At 75.7% G+C, this 23,017-nt stretch carries 23 protein-coding genes and 1 pseudogene; 15 read left to right on the top strand and 9 right to left on the bottom strand.

Translation table 11 applies throughout. The features are described from left to right. Nucleotides 1–93, top strand: a pseudogene (locus AC07BS_RS28165) (transglycosylase SLT domain-containing protein); the annotation flags it as partial. A gap of 73 nt (nt 94–166) precedes the next feature. On the opposite strand, the gene AC07BS_RS28170 reads toward AC07BS_RS28165, so the two are convergent. Beyond that, on the bottom strand, nt 167–1,519 hold the full coding sequence (locus AC07BS_RS28170) for a cytochrome P450 (RefSeq protein WP_478650536.1): 1,353 nt from the start codon (nt 1,517–1,519) through the stop codon (nt 167–169). A 118-nt stretch (nt 1,520–1,637) separates the two neighbouring features. On the opposite strand from AC07BS_RS28170, the gene AC07BS_RS28175 reads away from it, so the two are divergent. The 4 genes from AC07BS_RS28175 (at nt 1,638) to AC07BS_RS28190 (ending at nt 7,283) form a co-directional block, all read left to right on the top strand. Continuing rightward, nucleotides 1,638–2,141 (top strand): NUDIX domain-containing protein, encoded by a 504-nt coding sequence (locus AC07BS_RS28175; protein WP_478650535.1) that lies wholly within the window; start codon nt 1,638–1,640, stop codon nt 2,139–2,141. Between the two features lie 176 nt (nt 2,142–2,317). Then, a complete protein-coding gene (locus AC07BS_RS28180) occupies nt 2,318–5,230 on the top strand; it encodes a helix-turn-helix transcriptional regulator (protein WP_478934883.1) in 2,913 nt (970 codons plus the stop codon). A 147-nt stretch (nt 5,231–5,377) separates the two neighbouring features. Beyond that, entirely contained in the window at nt 5,378–6,313 is a 936-nt protein-coding gene (locus tag AC07BS_RS28185; protein ID WP_478934884.1) for an alpha/beta fold hydrolase, read from the top strand. 118 nt (nt 6,314–6,431) lie between these two features. Beyond that, entirely contained in the window at nt 6,432–7,283 is an 852-nt protein-coding gene (locus AC07BS_RS28190) for a class I SAM-dependent methyltransferase (RefSeq protein ID WP_478650532.1), read from the top strand. Between the two features lie 58 nt (nt 7,284–7,341). Here the strand turns inward: AC07BS_RS28190 and AC07BS_RS28195 are convergent, their stop codons facing one another. Both AC07BS_RS28195 and AC07BS_RS28200 read right to left on the bottom strand, forming a co-directional pair. After that, nucleotides 7,342–8,748, bottom strand: a complete 1,407-nt coding sequence (locus AC07BS_RS28195) for an amino acid permease (RefSeq protein WP_478650531.1) — start codon at nt 8,746–8,748, stop codon at nt 7,342–7,344. Between the two features lie 149 nt (nt 8,749–8,897). After that, the gene (locus AC07BS_RS28200) at nt 8,898–9,836 is read right to left on the bottom strand and encodes an anti-sigma factor RsbA family regulatory protein (RefSeq protein WP_478934885.1); all 939 of its coding nucleotides are present in this window, start codon (nt 9,834–9,836) and stop codon (nt 8,898–8,900) included. A gap of 161 nt (nt 9,837–9,997) precedes the next feature. On the opposite strand from AC07BS_RS28200, the gene AC07BS_RS28205 reads away from it, so the two are divergent. After that, nucleotides 9,998–10,438 carry a GNAT family N-acetyltransferase gene (locus AC07BS_RS28205; protein WP_478934886.1) on the top strand — a complete coding sequence of 147 codons (441 nt, stop codon included), beginning with the start codon at nt 9,998–10,000 and terminating at the stop codon, nt 10,436–10,438. Nucleotides 10,439–10,544: 106 nt separating this feature from the next. Then, nucleotides 10,545–11,492, top strand: a complete 948-nt coding sequence (locus tag AC07BS_RS28210) for a glycosyltransferase (RefSeq protein WP_478650526.1) — start codon at nt 10,545–10,547, stop codon at nt 11,490–11,492. A 21-nt stretch (nt 11,493–11,513) separates the two neighbouring features. Here AC07BS_RS28210 and AC07BS_RS28215 read toward each other — a convergent pair whose 3' ends face one another. From AC07BS_RS28215 to AC07BS_RS28230, 4 genes are all read right to left on the bottom strand, one after another. Next, nucleotides 11,514–11,747 (bottom strand): hypothetical protein, encoded by a 234-nt coding sequence (locus tag AC07BS_RS28215; protein WP_478650538.1) that lies wholly within the window; start codon nt 11,745–11,747, stop codon nt 11,514–11,516. 157 nt (nt 11,748–11,904) lie between these two features. Continuing rightward, a complete protein-coding gene (locus AC07BS_RS28220; RefSeq protein WP_478650524.1) occupies nt 11,905–13,050 on the bottom strand; it encodes a PP2C family protein-serine/threonine phosphatase in 1,146 nt (381 codons plus the stop codon). 102 nt (nt 13,051–13,152) lie between these two features. After that, on the bottom strand, nt 13,153–13,884 hold the full coding sequence (locus AC07BS_RS28225) for a GNAT family N-acetyltransferase (protein ID WP_478650522.1): 732 nt from the start codon (nt 13,882–13,884) through the stop codon (nt 13,153–13,155). 234 nt (nt 13,885–14,118) lie between these two features. Next, nucleotides 14,119–14,256 (bottom strand): hypothetical protein, encoded by a 138-nt coding sequence (locus AC07BS_RS28230; RefSeq protein ID WP_478934887.1) that lies wholly within the window; start codon nt 14,254–14,256, stop codon nt 14,119–14,121. Between the two features lie 7 nt (nt 14,257–14,263). On the opposite strand from AC07BS_RS28230, the gene AC07BS_RS28235 reads away from it, so the two are divergent. Both AC07BS_RS28235 and AC07BS_RS28240 read left to right on the top strand, forming a co-directional pair. Beyond that, entirely contained in the window at nt 14,264–14,641 is a 378-nt protein-coding gene (locus AC07BS_RS28235) for an SDR family oxidoreductase (protein WP_478934888.1), read from the top strand. A 201-nt stretch (nt 14,642–14,842) separates the two neighbouring features. Then, nucleotides 14,843–15,358 carry a GNAT family N-acetyltransferase gene (locus tag AC07BS_RS28240; RefSeq protein WP_478934889.1) on the top strand — a complete coding sequence of 172 codons (516 nt, stop codon included), beginning with the start codon at nt 14,843–14,845 and terminating at the stop codon, nt 15,356–15,358. 7 nt (nt 15,359–15,365) lie between these two features. On the opposite strand, the gene AC07BS_RS28245 is transcribed toward AC07BS_RS28240, so the two are convergent. Next, a complete protein-coding gene (locus AC07BS_RS28245; protein ID WP_478934890.1) occupies nt 15,366–16,061 on the bottom strand; it encodes a class I SAM-dependent DNA methyltransferase in 696 nt (231 codons plus the stop codon). Between the two features lie 43 nt (nt 16,062–16,104). On the opposite strand from AC07BS_RS28245, the gene AC07BS_RS28250 reads away from it, so the two are divergent. Continuing rightward, nucleotides 16,105–16,566 carry a protein-tyrosine phosphatase family protein gene (locus tag AC07BS_RS28250; protein ID WP_478934891.1) on the top strand — a complete coding sequence of 154 codons (462 nt, stop codon included), beginning with the start codon at nt 16,105–16,107 and terminating at the stop codon, nt 16,564–16,566. A 58-nt stretch (nt 16,567–16,624) separates the two neighbouring features. Further along, entirely contained in the window at nt 16,625–18,418 is a 1,794-nt protein-coding gene (locus tag AC07BS_RS28255) for a gamma-glutamyltransferase family protein (protein WP_478934892.1), read from the top strand. Between the two features lie 45 nt (nt 18,419–18,463). Here AC07BS_RS28255 and yczE read toward each other — a convergent pair whose 3' ends face one another. Continuing rightward, complete coding sequence (gene yczE, locus AC07BS_RS28260) at nt 18,464–19,096, bottom strand: membrane protein YczE (protein ID WP_478650512.1); 633 nt, start codon at nt 19,094–19,096, stop codon at nt 18,464–18,466. A 385-nt stretch (nt 19,097–19,481) separates the two neighbouring features. On the opposite strand from yczE, the gene AC07BS_RS28265 reads away from it, so the two are divergent. From AC07BS_RS28265 to AC07BS_RS28280, 4 genes are read left to right on the top strand one after another with little or no spacing between them, the layout of a single operon-like run. Beyond that, complete coding sequence (locus tag AC07BS_RS28265; RefSeq protein ID WP_478934893.1) at nt 19,482–20,078, top strand: DUF6875 domain-containing protein; 597 nt, start codon at nt 19,482–19,484, stop codon at nt 20,076–20,078. After that, complete coding sequence (locus tag AC07BS_RS28270) at nt 20,075–20,965, top strand: tryptophan 2,3-dioxygenase (RefSeq protein WP_478650508.1); 891 nt, start codon at nt 20,075–20,077, stop codon at nt 20,963–20,965. Before AC07BS_RS28265 ends, AC07BS_RS28270 begins: the two co-directional genes overlap by 4 nt. 10 nt (nt 20,966–20,975) lie before the next feature. Next, on the top strand, nt 20,976–22,235 hold the full coding sequence (locus AC07BS_RS28275) for a kynureninase (RefSeq protein WP_478650506.1): 1,260 nt from the start codon (nt 20,976–20,978) through the stop codon (nt 22,233–22,235). Continuing rightward, a complete protein-coding gene (locus AC07BS_RS28280) occupies nt 22,232–23,017 on the top strand; it encodes an SDR family NAD(P)-dependent oxidoreductase (protein ID WP_478650504.1) in 786 nt (261 codons plus the stop codon). Before AC07BS_RS28275 ends, AC07BS_RS28280 begins: the two co-directional genes overlap by 4 nt.

The following is a 23,017-nucleotide window of genomic DNA, read 5'->3' on the forward strand; positions in this document are numbered from 1 at the left end:
GACATCTACGACCCGGTCGCCAACATCACCGCGTCCTGCAACTACGCCGCCGACAAGTACGGCTCCATGGACAACGTCAACTCCGCGTACTGACCCGCACCGGGCAGACCGTGACGCCGCAGGGCGGCCGCACCTCGTACGACGAGGAGCGGCCGCCCTGCGGCGTTCAGCGGCGGCTCTCCACCCGCATCGGCAGGGCACGCGGCGCCAGGACGCTGCGCGCCGCCGGGCGGACGACCGTGCCCGGCAGCGGCCTGAGCCGCCAGCGGGCGGCGAGGGAGGCCAGGGCGAGCGACGCCTCCGTGAGGGCGAAGGCCTCGCCGAGGCACCTGGTGGCGCCGCTGCCGAAGGGGAGGAAGTCGGCGGGGGAGACGGCGCACCGGCCGGAGACCGGGTCCGGGCGCCAGCGCTCGGGGCGGAAGCGGTCCGGTTCCGGGTAGGTGTCCGCCCGGCGGTGGAGGACGTACGGGCTGAAGAGGACCAGGCCGCCGGCGGGCAGCCGGTACCCGGCGAGTTCCGTGTCCCGCGTGATCTCGCGGGGGACGGCCCAGGCCGGCGGGTAGAGGCGCAGCGCCTCCTGGATCACGTGCCGGGTGTGTTCCAGACGGGGGAGGTCCTGCCGGTCCGCGCCGCCACCGCCCAGGACGGCGTCGGTCTCGGCGTGGAGGCCGGCCTCGGCCTCGGGGTGCGCGGCCAGCAGGTGCCAGGTCCAGGCCAGAGCCGCGGACGTGGTCTCCGCGCCGGCCAGGACGAGCACCGCGATCTGGTCGGACAGCTCCTCCTCCGTCATTCCCGTCCGCTCGTCGTCCCGGGCGTCGAGCAGCGCGGACAGCAGGTCCCGGTGGCCGTCCCGCCGCGCCCTGCCCTCCGCGACGACCTCCCGTACGAACGCGCGCCACTGTGCGAGGGCCGTCGTGTAGCGCCGGTTGGCGGGGGTGGGGAGCAGGGCCGTGACCGGCAGCAGGGTGCGGGTGTAGGTGCCCCGGAGGAAGACGTCGAGGCAGTGCCGGAGCCGGGCGCCGGTGGGTTCGTCGACGCGCGAGGAGAACAGCGTGCGCACCGCCACCGACGTCGTGAGGGTGAACATGGCGTCCACGACGTCGACGACCTGCCCCTGCCGCCAGCGGTCCGCCAGGGCGTTGATCTCCGCCCGCATGATCTCCGCGTAGTGGCCGAGCCGGTCGCGGTGGAAGGCGGGCCGCATCAGCAGGCGCTGCCGCCGGTGGCCGGCGTGCGGGCAGGTGGCCAGGCCGTTGCCCATGTCGGCCCGGAGCCGTTCGAAGACGGGGCCCGTACGGTCGAAGGCGCGCCCGTCGGCCAGTGCGCGGCGGGCGGCGTCCGGATGGCACAGGACGAACACGCGGCGGCCGGCGAGGCGGACCTCCACCACGTCGCCGTGCGCGGGCAGCGACTCCAGGAACCGCAGCGGGTCCCGGGCGAACCGGAACAGATGGCCGACCAGCGGCCGGGCCGCCGGTGCCGGTGCGGGCGCCCTGGGCGCGGGGTGACAGGCAGTCATGAGGGAAGCCTCTTCCCCGCCCGGGCACCGGGCAAGCGCCGCACGGCCGACTCGTGTCCTTCACCCGGTCGGCGCAGTTGGAAGGGGTGTACGCGAGGGGAGAGGGGAGGGGCCTGCCGTGACGGGCGAATGGCTTCCGCTGGAACGGTACGTGGCGACGCTGCCGAAGGCGACCATGTACGGCTGTCTGTTCTTCACCGACACCGGGGGCAGGCCGCTGCAACTGCGGGCGTCCTACGGGCCGGGGCTGTGGCAGCTGCCCGGTGGCAACACCGATCCGGGCGAGACCCCGTGGCAGACGGCCGTCCGGGAGGCGAGGGAGGAGACGGGCATCGCGTTCACCGGCCCGCCCCGGCTCCTCGCCACGCACTTCCTCCCGCCGGGCGGCGACTGGACGGTGTGCAAGCTGGGTCTCGTCTTCGACGGCGGCACCCTCACGGACGACGAGCTGGCGGGCATCGTGCTGGACCCGGGCGAGCACACCGAATGGCAGGTGCGGTCCATGGCGGGCTGGGCGCAGGTGCTCGACACGGCGACGTGGCGGCGGCTGGCGGCGGTGAACGTGGCGAGGGCGACCGGCGTACCGGCCTATCTGGAGACGTCGTTCCGCGGCTGCGAGTGAGGACGCGCGGCGCGACCGTCCCCGCCTGGGCCGTTCGTACCGCTCCGACCGCTCCGACCGCTCCGACCAGCGGGAACGGCCGGCGGCGAGCATGATCGGAACGGGTACAGTCGCCCTGTCGGAGGGCGGGCACCGGGCCGCGCCCCGGCGGTGACAGCGGTGACGGGGGAACGGGGATGGCGGTCGGCCGGATATCCGGGCGTGAGGACGAACTCGGCGCGCTGGAGCGGTTCCTGGAGGACGTACGCTCCGGCGCCGGCCGATCCCTGGTGGTGCGCGGCGAGCCCGGCGCCGGAAAGTCCACGCTCCTGCGGCACGCCGCCGAGCGGGCGGCCCCCGCGCGTGTCCTGACGGCGACCGGCGCCGAACCGGAGTCGGGGATGGCCTTCGCCGCCCTCCACCAGCTGCTGCGCCCCGTCGCCGGCCTGACCGACGCGCTGCCCGGCGCCCAGCGGGACGCCGTACGCGCCGCGCTGGGGCTGGCCGAACCGACGGCGGCCCAGGACGGGTTCCTCGTCTCGGCGGGTGTCCTGTCCCTCCTCGCGGAGGCGGCGACCGCCGGCGGCCTGGTGTGCGTCGTCGACGACTTCCAGTGGGTGGACCAGGCCTCCGCCGACGCCCTGCTGTTCGCCGCCCGCCGGCTCGGCGGGGGCGACGGCGTGGGGCTGCTGATCGGTACCCGTGACGACGCCGGGGTCCGGCGGTCGCTCGGCGCGCTGCCCTCGCTGGAGCTGGCCGGACTGGACGCCGCGACCGCGCGGGACGTGCTCGCGGAGCGTGCCGCCGCCGACCCGTCGCCCGCTGTCGTCGAGATCGTCACGGCCGCCACCGGCGGCAACCCCCTCGCCCTCCGCGAGACCGCCGCCCTGCTGACCCCCGATCAGCTGGCGGGCCGGGCGCCGCTGCCCGACCCGCTGCCGGTGGGGGAGGGCGTCACCGCCGTCTACGGCGACCGGATCGCGCGACTGCCCGAGGACACCCGGCTCGTCCTGCTCGCCGCCGCGCTGGAGGGGCGGGGCGACGCCCGGCTGATCCGCGCCGCCGCCGCGCGGCTGGGCGCGGACCCCGGCGCGCTGGACGCGGCCGAGGCGGCCGGCATCGTGGAGATCCGGCCGCCCGAGGTCCGCTTCCGGCATCCGCTGATCCGCGCCGCCGCCCACGCGGGCGCGCCCCCGGCGGCCCGCCGCGCGGTCCACCGCGGGCTCGCCGGACTCCTGGCGGAGGACGGCGACCACGACCGCGCGGCCCGGCACCGCGCCGAGGCCGCGACCGGCCCCGACGAGGACGTCGCGGCCGCGCTGGCCGCCGCCGGCGGACGCGCCGGGGCCCGGGGCGGTTACGCCGACGCCGCGGGCCTCCTCGCCCGGGCCGCCGCCCTGACCCCCGACCCGGCGGTCCGCGCCCGCCGGCTGACGGACACGGCCGCCGCCGCGTGGCTCGGCGGTCGCCCGGGCCGGGCCCACTCGGCCCTCGCCGCGGCCCGCGACCTCGCCCGTGATCCCCTGCTGCGTGCCGGGATCGCCCGGCTCGACGGCAGGTTCGAACTGTCCTCGGGCAACGCGGCCGAGGCGCTGCGGACGCTGCTCACGGCCGCGGAGTCGGCCGCGGAGTCGTTCGCGGAGTCGGCCGGGGCCGCGACCGAAGAGGCGGCCGGGGCCGGCGGTACGGAGGAGCGCGCCCGCGCGACCCGGCGCGTCGTGCTCGCCCTGCTCGCCGACGCCGCCGAGGCCGCCTCCGCCGTCGGCGACACCGGGGCGGCCGTGCGCGTCGGCCGCCGGGCGGCCGCGGTGACGGCCCCGCCCGGGGAGCCGGAGGACGCCGGCGACGCCTTCCTGCGCGACATCCTGACCGGCATGGGCGCGCTGTACGAGGGCGACGCCGACCACGGCACGCGTGTGCTGCGCAGGGCCCTGGCCGCACTCCCGGACGACGACACCGCCGCGTGCGACGCCCCGGCTCACGACGCCCCCGCCCCCGCCGGGCCCGGTTCCGCCGCCGAGAGCCCCGCCGCGCGGTTGCTGTGGGCGGCGGCCGCCGCCAGCCTGCTCGGGGAGAGCGACGCCGCCGCCCGGTACGGCGCCCGCGCCGGCCGTGTCGCCCGCGTCTCCGGCATGGTGGGCACGCTGCCCGTCGTCCTCGAGAACGCCGCCACGGCCGAGCGCATGGACAGCGGCTTCGCGCTCAGCGCCGCGCTGTCCGAGGAGGGGCTGGCCCTCGCCCGGGAGACCGGCCTCGACAACTCCGTGGCCGCCCACCTCGCCAACCTCGCCGTCTGCGCGGCCGTGCGCGGCCAGGAGGACGAGTGCCGGGCCCGCGCCCAGGAGGCGCTGGCCATCGCCATCCCCCACCGCCTGGGCCTGCGCGCCGGCGTGGCCTCGTACGCGCTCGGCCTGCTGGAGCTGGGCCTCGGTCGCTTCGACCGGGCCCACGAACGCCTCACGGCCCTCGCGTCCGCCGGGCCCGGCGCCGGGCACCACCTGGTGGTGTGGGGGTCGGCCGCGGACCGGGTGGAGGCGGCCGTCGCCGTCGGGGACCGCGCGGCGGCCGGCGCCGCAGCGGAGTTCCTCGGTCAGTGGTCCGCCGAGGCGGCCTCGCCCCGCGCGCGGGCGCTGGTGGCCCGCTGCCGGGCCCTGGTCGCCGACGACGCCGAGGCGCCCGCGCTGCTCAGGCGGGCGCTCGAACTCCTCGACTCCGACGGCGACCAGGACGCCACCGCGTACGACCGGGCCCGTACGGAGCTGCTCCTTGGCGAGCGGCTGCGCCGGGACCGCCGCGTCGGCGAGGCACGGCCCCATCTGCGCCACGCGGCGGAGGCCTTCCACCGCATGGGCGCGCTGCCGTGGGAGCGCCGCGCGCGCGGGGAGCTGCGCGCGGCCGGGGAGACGGCCGGCCCGGACGGTCCCGCGGCCCTGGACCGGCTCACCGCGCAGGAGTTGCGCATCGCCCGGCTCGTCGCCGAGGGCGTGAGCAACCGGGACGTCGCGGCCCGGCTGTTCCTCAGCCCGCGCACGGTCGAGTACCACCTGTACAAGGTGTATCCGAAGCTCGGCATCGGCTCGCGGACCGAGCTGGCCCGCCTGCTGCGATGACGGCACCGGTGCCGCCCCAGTGGACGACCAGTGGTCCTACGGATGGCACCGGTGATCCCGCCCGGCAGAGTTGTCCTTGTTCGCGGCACGAGCGGACGGGAAGCGAACGGACCGGAGAACGGGGACGGTATGTCGGCTGTATCGAAGATGTCGGAGACGGTTGTGGCGGGACGCATGGTCGAGGCCAACGGCGTGGAGCTGTGGACGGAGGAGTTCGGTGACCCCGCGCACCCGCCGGTGCTGCTCATCGCCGGCTCGATGGCCCAGGGGCTGCTGTGGCCCGACGAGTTCGTGGGGCGGATCGCGGCGGCCGGGTACCGGGTCGTGCGCTACGACCACCGGGACGTGGGCCGTTCGACCGCCCGCGACTTCGAGGAGCACCCGTACACCTGGGTCGATCTGAAGGACGACGCGCTCGCGCTCATGGACGCCCTGGGGCTCGCCCGGGCCCATGTCGTGGGGCACTCGGCGGGCGGGCTGATCGCGCAGTGGATCGCGGCCGACCACCCGGGCCGGGTCGCCAGCCTCACGGTGATCGGTTCCTCGCCCCTGGGTGCCCGTGAGGGCCAGGTGATCGTACGGGCCCTGATGGGCGAACCGCAGCCGGAGGGCGCTCTGCCCGAGCCGGAGCCGGAGTTCGTCGCCTTCTTCCGGAACGCGGCCGCCGGCCCGCCGCCCGCCACCCGGGCGGAGGCCGTCGACTTCCAGGTCGGGTTGGCGCGCGTCCTCCACGGCCGGGAGGGCGCGGCCGACTTCGACGAGGACGCCCAGCGACGCCTGGAGGAGCGGCTCCACGACCGCATGCGTGACCCCCGGACCGCGGCCAACCACCGCCTCGCCGGGATGGCCGGCCTGGAGTTCGAGCCGGTGGGCGCCCTGGCCCGGGTGACAGCCCCGACGCTCGTCGTCGAGGGGAGCGCGGAGCCGGTCAAGCCCGGCCACGGCCGGATCATCGCAGGGGAGATCGCCGGGGCCCGGCTGCTGATGGTCCCCGGAATGGGCCACAACCTCACGCCGGGCCCGGCGGGGGTGGTGGCGGACGCGCTCGTCACCCACCTGGCGGGGGCGCCGGGCGCCATGTGAGTGCGGCGGGGCGGCCGGTGCGGGTGCGCTGCGAGGGCATGTACGGGGGCCGCGTGGGTACGATGAAATGCCGTCCGCGCGGCGGTTGCCACCGGAACCCGACCGGAAGGGGCAGCGCATGACGGTGTACACCGGGAACAGCCACGGCTGGGGCAAGAGCGGTTTCGACGACATCTACGACCGGCCCGATCCACGCGCCTACTTCACCCGGCTGCGGCCGCTGGACTACCGGATCCCGCACCACGCCCAGCCGGTGTTCCGGACCCTGGTCGCCGAGCGGGCCCGCCGGGCCCCCGCGCGGCCGCGCCCCGTCGTGGACCTGTGCTGCTCCTACGGCATCAACGCCGCGCTGCTCAACCACGACCTGACCCTGGCCGACCTCTACGCGCACTACACCGGCCCCGAGGCGGCCCCGCTCTCCACGGCCGAGCTCGTCCAGCGGGACAAGGACTTCTACGCGGCCCGGCGGCGGGACGACGCGGTGCCGGTCATCGGCATCGACGTCTCGGAGCGGGCCGTGGCCTACGCCCGCGAGGTGGGTCTGCTGGACGCCGGCTTCGCCGTCAACCTCGAGACGGCGGACCCGGGAAGTCCTGGGACCGCCGAGCCCGGGCCGGAGTTCGACCGGGCCCTGGGCGACGCCTGGCTGGTCACGGTCACCGGCGGTCTCAGCTACATCGGTCCGCGCACCTTCGACCGGGTCCTGGCCCGTATGCCCCGCGACGCCGAGGTCGCGGCGTTCGCCCTGCGCACCGTGGACTACGAGCCCATCGCCCGGGTGCTCCGCGCCCACGGCCTGACCACCCGGACCGGGCCCGGCCTCCATCCGCAGCGGCGCTTCACCGACGAGGCCGAGCGGCGGCGGACGGTGGACCGGGTGAAGGAGCTCGGCCTGGACCCGGCCGGATACGAGGCCGACGGCTACTACTACGCGAGCCTCCACCACTCCCGGCCCGCCACCGCCGCGTGACGCACGCGAAGGAGCCCGGCGCGACGCGCCGGGCTCCTTCGGTGGGTGCGGGGTCGCGTCAGACGCGTGCCGCCGCGGCGCGCTGGCGGACGTAGCCGGTGATCGCGAGGGCCAGGGCGAGGCCGCCGGTGAAGTACAGCTGCACCCGGGTGTCGGTGTCGAGGGTCATGAGGGCCAGGACCCCGACGACGCCGGCGAGGGTGACCCAGGTGAGGTACGGGAAGCCCCACATGCGCACGACGAGCTTCTCGGGGGCCTCGCGCTCCAGGCGGCGGCGCAGCAGCAGCTGGGAGGCGGCGATGAAGGCCCAGACGACCAGGACGACGGCGCCGACCATGTTGAGGAGCCAGGCGAAGACGGTGGTGGGCCACCAGTAGGAGAGCAGCACGGCGACGAAGCCGAAGGCGCAGGAGGCGAGGACCGCGCGGCGCGGAACGCCGCCGGAGACCTTCGCGAGGGCCTTGGGGCCCTGGCCGCGGGTGATGAGGGAGTGGGCCATCCGGGAGGAGCCGTAGATGTTGGCGTTCATGGCCGACAGCAGGGCGACGAGGACGACGACGTTCATGATCTGGCCGCCGGCGGGGACGCCGAGGCGGTCGAGCACGGCGGCGTAGGGGCCCTCCTCGGTGACGGTCTTGTCGTGCCAGGGGATCAGCGTGACGATCACCAGCATGGAGCCGACGTAGACGACGCCGATGCGCCACATGGTGGTCTTCACGGCCTTGGCCACGCCGCGGGCGGGGTCCTCGGACTCGGCGGCGGCGATGGTGACGGTCTCCAGGCCGCCGTAGGCGACGACGGAGGCCAGCAGGCCGGTCAGCAGACCGTCGGCGCCGTTGGGCAGGAAGCCGCCCTCGTGCAGGAGGTGGCTGGTGCCGGGGGCGTGGCTGCCGGGCAGCAGGCCCAGGACGGCCAGGACGCCCAGGCCCAGGAAGAGGGCGATGGCGCCGATCTTCAGGGCGGCGAACCAGAACTCGAACTCGCCGAAGCGGGAGACCGCGCCCAGGTTGGTGCCGCAGAAGAGGGCCATGAAGACCAGCACCCACAGCCAGGACGGGGTGCCGGGGAACCAGCCCTGCACGATGTGCGCCGCGCCGATCGCCTCGACGGCGACGCCGACCACGAGGAGGATCCAGAACATCCAGCCGGCGGTGAAGCCGGCCCAGGGGCCGATCGCGCGGTCGGCGTGGACGGAGAAGGAGCCGGAGGCGGGGTTGGCGGCCGACATCTCGCCGAGCATCCGCATCACGAACATCACGAGCAGGCCGGACACGGCGTAGGCGAGGACGATCGAGGGACCGGCGGCGGCGATGCCGGCGCCGGAGCCCACGAAGAGGCCGGCGCCGATGACGCCACCGAGGGCGATCATCGACAGGTGGCGCTGCTTGAGCCCGTGCGACAGTGCGGAGCCCTGCTGAGCGGGGCTCTCCACCGGCGGGCGAGGAGAGGAAAGTGTCCGGGTCATGGTACGTGCCTGTCCATAATGCGAGACTGGGAACGCCATGAGTATGGACAACCGCGACGGCCTTCGCTGTCGCGTCCGATATGCGGACGCTCGGCTCACGCTGTGTGATCGCCCCGGCCGGTGGAGCGTGCGGGGTCGGCACTCCCCGGTCAGCGCCGCAGATGGCAGCGCGTCGTGGTCCGCCCGGGAAGCGTGTGGGTGCGGACGAGGTCGCTGAGGCAGTGCACCAGCAGCAGACCGCGTCCGCCCGGGCGGTCCGGCGGCGGGGGACGTCGGCCCGCCAGCGGGTCGTCGAGGTGGCCGCGGTCCTCCACCTCCCACACGATGTGCCCCGCCTCGGCCCAGATCCGCACGGTGCCCGAGCCGCCGCCGTACAGCACGCTGTTGGTGGTGAGCTCGGCGACGGCCAGCGCGAGGTCGTCGCGGCGCGCGGGCGGCAGGCCCAGGGCGACGGCCCGCTCGACGACGAGCCGCCGGACGGCGGCGAGCGTGCCGCCGTCGAAGGCGAGCGCGAGGACGGAGCGGCCGGGCGGCCGCGTCAGCGGCTGGTTGTACGCGGCGATCACACGGTCGGGCGCGTACGAGCCGCTGGGCCGTTCCGCGCCGCCGCTGATGACCACGGGGTGGGTGGCGTGGGCGTCCGCGAGCACCCGGGGTGCCAGGGCCGAGGCGTCGTACGGGCACAGGACGGTGACCGCCCGCCCGGCGAAGGCGTGGTTGATCAGCGCCTCGTGCTGGACGCAGGCCGGGTACTCGGCCGGGGAACGGCCGGCCCAGATCGGCTCGCCGACGATACGGACGCGGACCCCGGGGTGGGCGTCGGCGAAGGCCAGCAGCACACCGGGGATGATCCGGCCCGGATTGCGCCCGGCCTCCTCCATGTCGACGAACCGCACCGCCGCCGCGGCGTCGCCCAGCTCCGCGCGCAACCACTTGAGATTGCCGGCCGGCACCGCCACGGCCACCGGCTCCCCGGCCGCCAGCCCGGCCCGTATGAACGACACGTTGGCGGTCAGGTACTCGTACCGGTCACGGTAGAACAACGCCGGATGGGTGAAGGCCCGTCCCCCGGCCGCCCCGTCCCTCACCCGCCACCCCCGATCGCCGCCGCACGACGGCCTCTCCACGATAGGGGGAGGGACGCCGAGCGGAAGTGGGCCCGACGCGCTTCGGCCGCGCGGCGGAGCGGTCACGGCCCGAACGCACGGCACGGTCCCCAGGCCGGCGGATCACCCGTTAGGGTGCCGCCATGAAGATCATCGATCTTGCTCCTGGGGACGCGCGTCTCGTGTCCGACCTGCTGCCCGTGCTGCGGCAGCTCCGCCCGCACCTGACGGAGGACCTGTTCGGGGAGATCTACGCCGAGGGCCACGGCCAGGGCCTGCGCTTCAGTGCCGCGTACAACGACGACGGGATATGCGTGGGCGCCGCCGGATGGCGTGTGATCGTCAATACCAGCACCGTGCGGTCCCTCTACGTCGACGACCTCGTGACCGACTCGGAGGCGCGGTCCACCGGTGTCGGCGCTGGGCTGCTCGCCCATCTCCAGGACCATGCCCGGGAGGCCGGCTGCCACCTCTTCACCCTGGACTCCGGCACCCACCGCACCGACGCCCACCGCTTCTACCTGCGGGAGCGGATGTCCATCGTCGCCTTCCACTTCCAGAAGGAGCTCGACCGATCCCACTGAGCCCGTCCGGCCGAACGCGGCCGAGCGGCGTACGCCCGTATCGCGCATGCTGGTCCCGGGGGCCATGCCTGTCGCGGGGGTGAACCGCACCGAGGGGCTGAGCACAGTGACGATCAAGACCTTCCCCGGGTCCGAAGCGGACCGCCCCGAGGAGCTGGCCGCCGTCAAGCGCACCTGTACGGCGGCCGGCGGCGGCCCCCTCAGGGTCTCGGTCGTCATCCCGGCCCGCGACTGCGCCCGTACGATCACCGGCGTGGTCGCGCCGCTCGTCGACGACCTCCTGGCGACCGGGGCCGTCGACGAGGTCCTGGTCGTCAACCACGACTCCAAGGACGACACCGCCGCGCTCGCGGCCCGCGCCGGTGCCCGCGTGATCGACTTCTCCTCGGCCGGGCCGGTCACCGAGATCCCGGACTCCGGCAAGGGCTCCGTCATGTGGAAGGGCATCTGGGCCAGCCGGGGCGACGTCGTCGCCTTCATCGACGGCGATCACCTGCGCTTCGACTCCTCCAAGGTCACCCGGCTCGTCGGGCCCCTGCTGCGCGACCCCTCACTCCACCACGTGCGGGGCTTCTACGACAGCTACGAGGGCGGCCGCACCACCGAGGCCATGGCCCGGCCCATGCTCTCCCTGCTCCACCCCGAGCTGGCCGGCATGCGCCAGCCGCTCAGCGGCGAGCACGCCAGCCGCCGCTCGACCCTGGCCGAGCTGGTGTTCCCCGTCGGCTGGGGTACGGAGTTCGGCATCCTCGACCAGATCTGCCGCCGCCACGGCGCCGAGTCCATCGGTCAGGTGGACCTGCGCTACAAGGAGCATGTGAAGGGGGACTGGGCGCACATCTCCCTCCAGGCCTTCGAGCTCCTCTACGTGGCCCTGCGCACGGAGTTCCGGGCCCAGGGGGTGCCCCTCCCCGAGCACTGGGGCAAGGTCGTCATGACGCCCGGCGCCCGGGCCGGCGAGGTCGTCCGGCGCCCGGCCCGCACGGCCGAGCTGCCGCCGCTGGCGAGCCTGCCGGGCTGGCCGGAGCGGGAGCGGGAGCGTCTCGCCTCCTGAGCCGACGGCCGTCCGGCCGGGTCAGGCGTGGTCGGTCAGCTCGGTGTAGCCCTTCGCGCGGGCGCAGTGGGCGCAGCAGAAGAACATGCCGTCGGTCTCCAGGCCGTGGCCCAGGATGCGGCATCCGCAGTTGTCGCAGATGGGCGCGAGCTTGTGGGCCGCGCATTCGAAGCTGTCGAAAACGTGCACGGCTCCCGCGGCGCGCACCTCGAAGGCCAGTTCGTAGTCGTTGCCGCAGACCTCGCAGACCGTCATGTCGCTCATTCCTCGCCGCTTCCTGGAGCCGTTTCCCCGGGTGGGGCGTTCGCCGTCCGGCGCCCGGTCGTCAGGATGCAACACAGAGGGTGCCCGGGGTCGGCGGCGCCCCGGTGACGCGGCCGGGGCGGGCGCGGGCGTCGCCCGTCCGGCCCCGTCAGCCGAGGTGGTGCGCGGGTCCCGGCTCCCGTACGAGGGAGCGCCGTTCGATGGCCAGGATGGCCACGTCGTCGCTCACCGACCCCCCGGCGTACGCGAGCACGTCGCGGTGGACGCGCTGGACGAGCCGGTGCGGATCGGTCTCGTGCCAGGAGGCCACCCGTTCGGCGAGCGGGTAGAAGCGCCCGGCGGCGTCCCGGGTCTCGACGACCCCGTCGGTGTACAGCAGCAGGACGTCGCCCACCCCGAAGGGGAAGCGCTCCGCCTCGTAGTCGTCCTCCGTCAGGGCGCCGCTCACGCCGAGCGGCAGGGCGGGGTCGCTCACGGTCAGCGCGGTGACCTCGCCCCCGCTCAGCAGCAGCGGCGGCGGGTGACCGCAGTTGATCAGTTCGAGCTCGGGGCGCTCGTCGGGGATGTCCAGGACGGCGGCGGTGACGAACCGTTCCCCGGTCGTGGGGCTGTCGTCAGGGTCCGTCATCTCCCAGTAGGAGGCGTTCTGCAGGTGGGCGACCAGCCGGGGCAGGGGCGGGTTGCGGTGCGCGGCGGCGCGGAACGCGCCGAGCAGCAGGGCGGCGTCGCCGATCGCCGAGAGGCCCTTCCCCCGTACGTCGCCGATCACGACACGGGTGCCGGTGCCGGTGCGCGCGGCCGAGTAGAGGTCGCCGCCCATGCGGGTCTCCTCCTCCGCGGCGCCGTACACCGAGGCGCAGCGCAGGGGGCCGATGTGGGTGGGGATCGGCCGCAGGAACACGCGCTGGGTCACCTCGGCCACCAGGCGCGCCTGGTCGAGCTGCCGCTCGTGGCGCTCCTGGGCGTGGCGGAAGATCACCAGGAGGACGGCGATGAGGAGCAGCGCGGCGATCTGGGCCTGGTGGTTGGGGGTGGTCAGGCCGCCGTGGAAGATCCCGATGACCACCTGGGCGATCACGGCGAGTGCCCCGATGACGGCGGTGAGCACCGTGCCCCCGATGGCGGCCGTGATCGCCGGCGCGGCGACCAGGAGCGGCCCCAGGTGGATGTCCGGGGGCGTCAGGAGGTCGACCACCACGACCAGCGCGATGAGCCCGAGCGGCACCAGGACCAGCGGGTGGCCGAAGGGCCACCACCGCCGCCCGGCTCCGGACGGTCTCCGTTGAAGGGGCATGGGTCCTGCTTACCTCCTCGGTGCACTCTCCGCTCATGCGCCACGTCCGTGAACCCTCACCTCACCAGTGTGGGCCGCGAAGCCGCGGCACCGCGGGTGGCGCTACGCCGGGACGAGCGGGCGCGCCGCCGCGTGGGCCGCCAGGGCCGGGTGCGCGGAGTACGCGGGGTCCGCCGCGAGGCGTTCGCCCTGTCGTGCGACGCGCCGTTCCAGCAGCTCGCGCACCCGGGGCCACTCCTCGTCGAGGACGGAGTAGAACGCCGTGCCCCGGACGACGCCGTCGAGACCGCGGGTGTGGGCGCGGCGCACGCCCTCGAAGGTGGCGCCGAGGCGTTCGATGGCGGTGCACGAGCGCGTGTTGCGGGCGTCGGCGCGCAGGGAGACGCGCCGGACGCCCCACGTCTCGAAGGCGTGGCGGAACAGGAGGAGCTTGGTCTCGGCGTTGACGCCGGTGCCCTGCGCGCTCGCCGAGAGCCAGGTGCCCCCGATCTCCGCGGCGTCGGGCAGCGCGGCGAGCGGGTCGCCCAGGGGGCCGCGCGGGGCGGGCGGCCAGACGACGGGCCCCTGCCAGTAGTCCAGCTCGTGGAGCCGCGTCGAGCCCACGACCAGGCCGTCCGCGACGCGCACGGTGGCGAAGGCCAGCGCCCGGCCGGCCTCCTGCGCGGCCAGCGCCTGGTGGACGTAGTGCGCCATGGCCTCGGCCCCGCAGGGCACGGGCGTGAAGGCGTAGCTGCCGCGGTCCTCGGCCGCCGCGGCGGTCAGGCCCGCGATGTGATGCTCGCCGAGGGGCTCCAGCCGCACGGCACGACCGTGAAGGAAGACAGGTATGGGCATGGCCGGATCCTTCGGCGAGGAAGAAAGAGGAGGGGGGTACGCCCCGGCGCTCCTGCACGCGAGCCTGACCGGCATTCGTGGGACACGTGGGGCGGGTGGGGTCAGTATGGGGTCCCGAACACGCCGAAGGGAAGGCCCGGAGGTGAAGCGCTCCGGACGTCCCGGTGAAGCCGGGGTGCGCGGGCCCGGTCGCCTCCCGTGAGACCCCGGTGAACCTCCGCGCACCCCCGCTGATCAGGGGCGGGGCGAGGGCCAGGCGCCGAGGGCGAGTTCGGCGACGCCGCTCGGCTCGGCGGCCGTCGCGCCGTCCTGGGCGCGGCGGGAGAGGCCCTGGATCACGGTGGCGAAGTACCTGGCGGGGCGGATGCCCATCGCCTCCGTGAGGTCCCCGACCCCCACCCGCCCGGCGCGGGCGCCCGCACTGGTCACCGGCGGCAGCCGGGGGACAGGCCGGGCCGTCGCCGAGCGCCTCGCGCACGATGGCGCCACGGTCGTCCTCACCTACGCCCGCGACGAGGCGGCGGCGGACGCGGTGGTCGAGACCATCCGGAAGGACGGCGGCCGGGCCTTCGCCCTCCGCGCGGAACCGGGCCGCCACGGCGACGCGCGGGCCGAGGCGCACGCGGCGGGTCCGGCCGCGCTGGGCCGCGTGGGCCGGCCGGAGGACATCGCCGACATCGTGGCCTTCCTCGCCTCGGACGACGCCCGCCGGGTGACCGGCCACGTCGTCGACGCCACGGGCGGCGCGGGGCTCTGACCGCCGAGCGGGTGGCTCACGGCCGGGGGCCGGACCGGGGTATACGCGGATATTTCGTTGACAGCGCCCCCGGCCCGGACCGATCCTCGTGATCCCGCGCCGGACGGATCGCGCGGCCCGGCGAGGGAGGAGCGCCGGCGTGCGGCGTCCGGCACCGGGCACGCGTCCCCACCCCCGCGACGGAACGGAATCCGACCCCCTATGACCACCCGCAGCGACTGGACCACCCGCCCCGAGACCGGCGCCGACATCCAGGCCGTACGCGACGTCATCCTCGCCGCCTTCGACACCCCGCTGGAGGCCGACCTCGTCGACGCCCTGCGCGCCGACCCGGCCTGGATCGACGGCCTGTCCGTCGTCGCCACCGACCCCGGCGGCGAGGTCGTCGGCCACGCCCTGCTGACCCGCTGTCACATCGGCGACGTGCCGGCCCTGTGCCTGGCCCCCGTCGCCGTCCTCCCCGGCCACCAGCGGACCGGCGCCGGCGGCGCGGCCGTCCGCGCCGCGCTCCGGGCGGCGGAGGAGCGGGGCGAACGCTTCGTGGTCGTCCTCGGCCACCCCTCCTACTACCCGCGCTTCGGCTTCACCCGCGCCTCCGCGCACGGCATCGGGCTGACCGTCGACGTCCCGGACGAGGCCCTGATGGCCCTCGCCCTGGACGCCGCCCACCCGCTCCCCGCGGGCACGGTCCGCTACGCGGCCCCCTTCGGTATCTAGTCGACAGCTAGCGGGCGTCGGCACCCGCCCCGGCGGTGGGCTTGCGGACCAGCAGGAACGCCTGCGGGGTCGTCTCGCCCTCCGCCGGTTCGCGCTCCAGCCGGGCGTGCGGTACGAAACCGGCGTCGCCCAGCAGCCCGGCGACGCGATCCGGCCGGCGCCGGCGGAAGTCGAGCGACACCGGGTGCCCGAAGGGCTCCGCCAGGTGGAGGGGCTCGTCGCCGACCTGGAAGGCGACCACCAGCAGGCCGCCCGGCGCCAGCACCCGGTGGAACTCGGCGAAGACGTCCGGCAACCGGTCCAGCGGCGTGTGAATGATCGAGTACCAGGCGACGACACCGCGCAGCCCGCCGTCCGGCAGGTCCAGCGCCGTCATCGACCCCACCTCGAACCGCAGCCCCGGATGGCCCTCCCGGGCCAGCGCGACCATCCGCGGCGACAGGTCGATCCCGGACACGGACAGGCCCAGGTCCCGCAGATGAGCCGTCACCCGGCCCTCGCCGCACCCGATGTCGGCGACCGGCCCGCCGGCCCCGCCGACACCGTCGGCCCCCTCCCCGTTCCGTACGAGCTCCGCGAAGCCGGCCAGGAAGGCCCGCTCCATCGTCTGGTCGGCCAGGCTGTCGCGGTAGCGCGCGGCGTAGTCGTCGGCGATGGCGTCGTAGAACGCCCGGGCGGTGGTGAGGAAATCGGGTTCGGTCACGATCCGCGACCCTACGCGCCACGCCGGACGGTACGGTGAACGGGTGCGGGAGAACAGGGCGCCGGGGAACAGGGCGCCGGCGACATGGCCGGAGGGCGGCGCCGGCGTGCTGAGACTGCCGTCCGGGCGGCTCGTCCGGGGCAGGGCGCTGCGCCGGGACCTCCCGCCCGGCCCGCTCCCCGCCTTCGCCGTCCACCTCCTCGGCAAGCGCCCTCCGGAGGTCCCCTGGGAGGCACGCTGGCTGCGCTGGCCGGACTTCCTGCTGCCCGGCGACCGGGCGGAGGCCCGGGCGGTGCTGGGCCAGGCCTGGGAACGGGCGGGGTCCGAGCGCGTCGAGATCGCCTGCGGCGGTGGCCGCGGCCGCACCGGCACCGCCCTGGCCTGCCTCGCCGTCCTGGACGGCGTCCCCGCCGACGAGGCGGTCCGGTACGTCCGCCGCCACTACGACCCCCGGGCCGTCGAGACGCCCTGGCAGAAGCGGTACATACGGCGGTTCGCTCACTGAAACGCGTCGGCTGACGCACCGTCGACGGACACGCCACCCACCGGGGGACGACCGACCCGTGACCACCACCGGCACCGCCGCCCTCCGCCTCGCCACCGCCCTCGCCCTGGCCCTCGCGCTCCTGGCGGCGGCGCCCGGCCCGGGTACCGCCCCGCCGCCCGGGCGCGGGACGTGCGCACCGGTCGTGGCCCGTACGCCGGGCTCCGGGGACGCGCACGGGGCCCGCTTCATGGTGGCCGCCGCCAACCCCCTCGCCGTGACGGCCGGTTGCGAGGTCCTCGCGCGCGGCGGCACGGCCGCCGACGCGGCCGTCGCCGTCCAGGCCGTGCTCGCCGTCGTCGAGCCGCAGTCGTCGGGCCTCGGCGGCGGCACGCAGATCATGTACTGGGACCACGCCCGCGGCCGCGCCCGCTTCTTCGAGGGCCTCGCCGCCGCCCCCGCCGCCGTCACCGCGGGCCTGCGCGTACCGACGGCGGCCGAACGGGCCCGGGGGACCGAGGAGTTCGACGAGCGCGTCGAGCACACCGGGCGCGCCGTGGGCGTCCCCGGCACCGTACGCGTCCTCGGCCTGCTCCACCGCACGTACGGCCGGCTGCCCTGGAGGGGGCTCTTCGGCACGGCCCGGCACCTGGCCGCCAACGGCTTCCCCGCCGGCCCGTACCTGCGCGACATGGCGCGGGACGGCTGCGCCCACGCGGACGTACGGGCCCGCTACTGCCCGGACGGCACGCCGCCCCCGGTCGGCGCGACCGTGCGGAACCCGGAACTCGCCGCCGTCCTGCGCGAGGTGGCGACCGGGGGCGCCGACGCCTTCTACGCCCCCGGCGGGCGGATCGCGCCCGCCCTCGTCGCCCGCGCCACCCACGACGGCACTCCCTCCCTGATGACCGTGCGGGACGTCGCCGGCTACCGCGCCCGCGAGCGCGCCCCCCTCTGCGGCGCGGCCTTCGGGTTCCGGGTGTGCACGGCGCCTCCGCCCTCCTTCGGCGGCCTCGACGTGCTCACCCTGCTCGGCCTGGCCGAGCGCCGGGGCATCGCGCGCCTCACCCCGGGCACACCGCCCCACGCCCATCTCGCCATCGAGGCGAGCCGCCTGGCGGGCGTCGACGCCCGCGCGCACATCGGCGACCCGGACTTCGGCCGCCTCCCGCCGGCGGAACTCCGCGACCCCGGCTACCTCGACCGGCGCGCCGCGCTGATCTCGCCCACCGCCGCGATCCACCCCGTACGCACCGGACTGCCCGTGCGCCCGGCCGACGACGGGGCCGTGAGCCACGACGCCACCAGCCAGGTCTCCGTGGTCGACGGCCATGGGGACGCCCTGTCCATGACCACCACGGTGAACATGAACTTCGGGTCGGGCCTCGAAGCGCGCGGGACGGTCCTCAACAACGCCCTCACCAACTTCGCCCCCGCCGCCTCCGGCGGCGCCAACGCCATGGCACCGCGCAAGCGCCCCACCACGTCGATGGCGCCGACCCTCGTCCTCGCCCCGGCGGGCGGCCCGCGCCTGGTCGCGGGATCGGCGGGCGGCGCGTACATCCCCGACTACGTGGCGCACCAGATCCTGGACGTCGTCGTGCACGGAGCGGTCCCGCACCGGGCGCTCGGCCGGGCCCACGTCGCCGGCCAGGCGACCGCGGCCGACTGCGCGGGCGTACGGGACGTGCGGTCCGACGTCGAGCGGGGCACCGGCGCGGAGCGCCTCCTGCCCCGGCTGCGCGCGTGGGGCCATCCCTGCGCCGCGGCCGTCCCGTTGCGCAGTGGCGGTGCCCTCGTCGCCGTCACCCCGGGCGGCGGTCTGCTGGGCGCGGCCGATCCGCGCAGGGACGGCGCGGCGGCGGGCGGCTGAGCGACCCGCGATCCGACCCCGCCCCCCGATCGCCCGGCCGCGTGGTCAGGTCCGGGGCGGCGGTCCGGCCAGGGCCATGTCCCGGGGCGGGCCGGGCGGACCCGGCGGCGGGAAGACCTTCTGGAAGAGCTGGATCAGCGGGCCGATGGCCAGCGCGTAGAGCACCGTGCCCACCCCCACGGAACCGCCGAGGAGGAAGCCGGCGGCCAGGACCGTGACCTCGATGGCCAGGCGGACCCGGCGCGTGGACGCGCCGGTGCGCCGGCACAGCCCGGTCATCAGCCCGTCGCGCGGGCCGGGGCCGAAGCGCGCGGAGATGTAGAGGGCGGTGGCGAGGCCGTGGAGCACCACGCCCGAGAGCAGCAGCGGAACGCGTACGCCCAGGGCGTGCGGCACGGGCAGCAGGTGGAGTGACGCGTCGGCGGCGAGCCCGACGAGGAGGACGTTCGACACGGTGCCGATGCCCGGGCGTTCGCGCAGCGGGATCCACAGCAGCAGTACGGCGGCCGAGACGATCACAACGATCGTGCCGAGGGACAGTCCGGTGCGTCTCGCCAGCCCCTGATGGAGGACGTCCCAGGCGTTGAGGCCGAGGGCCGCCCTGACCTGGAGGGCGAGGCTGAGGCCGTACAGCGCGAGGCCCGCGTGGAGCGCGACGAGCCGGCGGGCGAGATGCATCGTGACCAGCCTTCCAGGGATCACATGGCGCGAAGAGCCGAGCAGCCGGTGCCGCATTCTCTTCCCCGCGCCGCGCGGTCCTGGGACTCCCCGGTCGTACGCAAGGCCGTGTTCCGGCCAGTTCCTTCCGGCTCCCGCGGCCGGCCGGCCCGGCCACGACGCGGCAGGTCGGCGGCGCGCGGGCACGGGCGCCCGGCCCTCCGTGCCCCGGCGCGCCCCGGACCGCCGGGCGGCAAAGGCGGAAGAATGCCCGTGATTCGCTCACGCGTACGGGTGCGGGTTTGTCGGGGACACACCTCCCGGGGCCGAGCGGGCAGCGCCGATCCTGACCGTGCCCCGCCGATGCCGACGTCGGGGACGGGTGAGGAACGGACGGGGGTCGGCAATGGTGTCGCCGTCACTCGACATCGCACACCGGTGGTTCACGGAGTACCTGACCAGACCGCACCGCCTCATCGGCAGGAGCGGCCCGGTCTGCCCCTTCGTGGAACCCGCCATCATGTCCCGGTCGCTGGAGGTGCGGGAGTGGGAGGCCGACCCGCGGGGCGGGGTCACCGGCCTGGTCGCGCTCGTCCACCGCATGACGGAGACCTTCGAGGCCGTGCCCTGGGCGGGCCGGAACCGCACGCTGCACACCCTCGTCGTGGTGCTGCGCGGCATCGGACCGGACGGCTATCCCCTGATGGACGCCGCCCACGCCCGGGTGAAGACGGGCCTCGTCCGGCGCGGCCTGATGCTCGGTCAGTTCCACGCGGCCTGCGACGAACGCGCCGCCCGCAACGGCGACTTCCCCGTCTCCCGCTCCCCGGTGCCCATGTTCGCGCTGCGTCGCATGGCCTTCCACGACGTGATGTTCCTGACCGGCGACCCGGAGTGGTTCGCCGCCTACCAGCGGCGCTACGGCGAGCGCTACCGCGCCGGATCGGTGCCGGACCCGCTGTTCGCGCGGCTCTACGCCGAGGCCCGCCGGAGGTGGGCGTGAGCCCGGCCGGTCCGCCGCCGGACCTGGGCGTCGGCAGCGACGACGAACGCGCCGCCACCGCGGCGGCCACCGGCGGCACCCCGCTCCTCGACTTCGCCGGCGCCAGCACCCCGTACATCGACTACCAGAGCATCCGCGTCCTCCTCGGCCTCCAGCAGCCGCGCTCCGACGCCCCCTCGGAACTCACCTTCTACATCCTGGGGCAGGTCAAGGAACTGCTGTTCAAGCTCGTGTACGAGGAGACGGCGCGCGTGAGGGACCTGCTGGAGCGGGACCGGATCCCGGACGCGGTGTGGGCGCTGCGCCGCTCCCGGCGGGTGATCGACCTGCTGGTGTCCTGCTGGGACGTGCTCGGCACCCTGGCGCCCACCGAGTTCAACGCCTTCCGCGACCACCTGGGACGGGCCTCGGGCTTCCAGTCGTACATGTACCGCATGGTCGAGTACGTCCTGGGCAACAAGTCGCCCGAACCGGCCCGCCCCCACCGCCACGTACCGGAGGTGGGCGAGGCGGTGCGGCACGCGCTGCACGCCCCCAGCGTCTACGACGCCGCGCTGGCCCTGCTCGCCCGGCGCGGCGCGGACATCCCGCGCGAGGTGCTGGAGCGCGACGTCTCCCTGCCCTACGAGCCCGACGGGCGCGTGGAGGAGGCCTGGGCCGCCGTCTACCGCGACGCCGGCCCCGGCGACCCCCTCTTCCGGCTGGCCGAGGCGTTGATGGACGTCGCGGAGGGAATGAGCCGGTGGCGGGCGGTGCACCTGCTGACCGTGGAGCGGATCATCGGCACGAAACCGGGCACCGGTGGCACCGGCGGGGTGGCGTGGCTGCGCAGGGTCGCCGAGCACCGCTTCTTCCCGGAGCTGTGGACCGCGAGAGGACTGCTGTGAGGGGACCGTCGTGAACACGACCACGAGCGCGACGCACCGACCGGAGCCGACGTTCGAGGAGGCCCGGCGCCTGGACGCGGAGGATCCGCTCGCCTCCTTCGCCGACCGCTTCCACCCCGTTCCCGAGGGCGCGCTGTTCCTCAACGGGGCGTCGCTGGGCCGGCTCCCGGCCGCGGCCCCCGCCCTCGTGGACGAGGCCGTGCGCGGCCAGTGGGGCGACGGCCTCGCGCAGGCCCGCACCCGGTGGCTCGATCTGCCGCGGGTCATGGGGGACCGGATCGCCGACGTGGTGCTCGGCGCCCGCCCCGGCGAGGTGGTCGTCAGCGACTGCACCAGCGTCAACCTCTACAAGCTGGCCGTCGCCGCCCTGCGCGCCCGGCCGGGACGCACGACCGTCGTCGTCGACGACGACAACTTCCCCACCGACCGCTACGTCCTGGCCGGCGTCGCCGCCGACGCGGGGTGCGAACTGCGCACCGTCCACACCGACATCGACCACGGCCTCGACACGAAGACACTGCGGGAGGCACTCGACGACTCGGTGGCGGTGGTGTGCCTGTCCCTCGTCTCGCCCCGCTCCGGGGCGCTGCTCGACATGGCGGAGGTCACGGCGGCGGTCCACGAGGCGGGCGCGCTGACGCTGTGGGACCTCAGCCACGCCGTGGGCGCCGTCCCGCTCGACCTCACCGCGTGCGGGGCGGACCTCGCCGTCGGTTCGACCTACAAGCACCTGCTGGCCGGCCCGGGGTCGCCGGCCCTGCTGTACGTGCGCCGCGAGCTCCAGGAGCTCACCACCCAGCCCGTCCAGGGCTGGTACGGCCACCGCGAGCAGATGTCCATGCTGCCCGGCTACGACCCCGACCCCACCGTCCGCCGCTTCCTGACGGGCAGCCCGCCGGTGCTGTCCATCGTCGCGGCCGGGGCGGGGCTGGACCTCCTCGCCGAGGCGGGCATGGCGCGGGTGCGGGCCAAGAGCACGGCCCTGACCGGCTTCTTCCAGGACCTCGCCGCGCGGGAGCTGGTGCCCCGCGGGTTCCGGCCGGCGGGGCCGGCGGACCCGGCGCTGCGCGGTGCCCACCTGACGTACGAGCACCGCGCGGCACGGGAGCTGGTGCCGCTGTTCGCCGGAGCCGGTGTCTTCGTCGACCACTCGCTGCCCGACCGGGTGCGGATCTCGCCGGTGCCGCTGTCCACCCGGTTCACCGAGGTGTACGAGGCGGTGCGGCGCATGCGCCGCGTCGTGGACGACCACGCGAGGAGAACGGCGTGAGCGGCGGCCCTGAGCGCCGCCGGCGGGTGCTGGTCACCGGGGCCTCCCGGCGGACCGGCATCGGCGCCGCCGTCGCGGCGGCCCTCGCGGACCGCGGCGCCGCGGTGGCCGTCCACGCCCGCGCCGACACCGCGGCCGCCGGGAAGGTGGCCGCGGGGCTGCCGGGCGACGGGCACCTGACCGTCACCGGCGACCTCGCGGACCCCGGCACGGTGGCCCGGGTGGTGGACGAGGCCGTCGCCGGGCTGGGCGGGCTGGACGTCCTGGTCGCCAACTCCGGCATCTACCGTGAGCATCCGATCGCCACCACCTCGTACGCCGCGTGGCAGGAGATGTGGCGCCGGCACCTCGACGTCAACCTGCTCGCCGCGGCCAACGCCGCCTGGTGCGTCGTCGACCATCTGCTGCACCGGCCCGAGGGCCCGCACGGCGGCCGGATCATCATGATCGGCTCGCGCGGCGGCTACCGCGGCGAGCCCGACGTCCCGGCGTACGGGGCGAGCAAGGCGGGCCTCCACGCCCTGGCCCAGTCGCTGGCGGTGGCCCTGGGGCCGCACCGCATCGCCGTCGCCGCGCTGGCGGTCGGCTTCACCCGTACCGACCTGACCGCCGGCCTGCTCGACGCGCCCGGGACCGCGCGGGAGGTCCTCGCCCAGCATCCGCTGGGCCGCGTCGCCGACCCGGCGGAGATCGCGTCGGCCGTCGCCTGGTTCGCCTCGCCGGAGGCGGAGTTCGCCACCGGGGCGGTCCTCCACCTCAACGGGGCCTCGTACCTCCACTGA

Source organism: Streptomyces sp. NPDC044063 (assembly GCF_056434285.1).